This window comes from Nitrosomonas supralitoralis (genome assembly GCF_003011925.2).
GTDB classification, from domain to species: Bacteria; Pseudomonadota; Gammaproteobacteria; order Burkholderiales; family Nitrosomonadaceae; genus Nitrosomonas; species Nitrosomonas supralitoralis.
The window spans coordinates 1-491 of the sequence record NZ_PXXU01000195.1; the positions used below are offsets into that span (position 1 = coordinate 1).

Here is a 491-nt window from a genome sequence, read left to right on the forward strand (position 1 = left end):
CTTGCAGTCCAGGACGGTTTTAATGCCAATGGAGACGGCAATAAGTACCGCACTGTCATTGCCAACGAAAAGGCCGAAGTGGGGATTAATCTGCAGAAAGGCACCCAGGCCATTCATCATTTGACGATTGGATGGACACCGGACAGCCTGGAACAGCGCAATGGTCGAGGCGTGCGGCAAGGCAACAAGACTCAGCGCGTCAATATTTATCACTATGATGCGGATGGCACCTTCGATACCAGTAAACGTTCGATGGTCAATAAAAAAGCCGACTGGATTGGGCAGGTTATGGATATTGACGGCGGCGGTTCGGTATCCGTGGCCGGCGGATTGTCGAAAGAGCAAATGGAAGCGCTAATTGATACCGTTGGTGACTCTGATGCAATGAAGCGCTTGCAGGAAACCATTGCAGCCAAAGAAGCCGAGGCCAGAGCTACGACCAATCGTGAAAAACAGATGATCAATATCGACACGATACTCAAGCAAAGATC

At 50.3% G+C, this 491-nt stretch carries 1 protein-coding gene; it reads left to right on the forward strand.

Translation table 11 applies throughout. From position 1 onward, the window contains the following. Nucleotides 1–491 (forward strand): hypothetical protein (locus C7H79_RS18220; protein ID WP_197714684.1); only part of this gene is annotated, 491 nt, incomplete at both ends.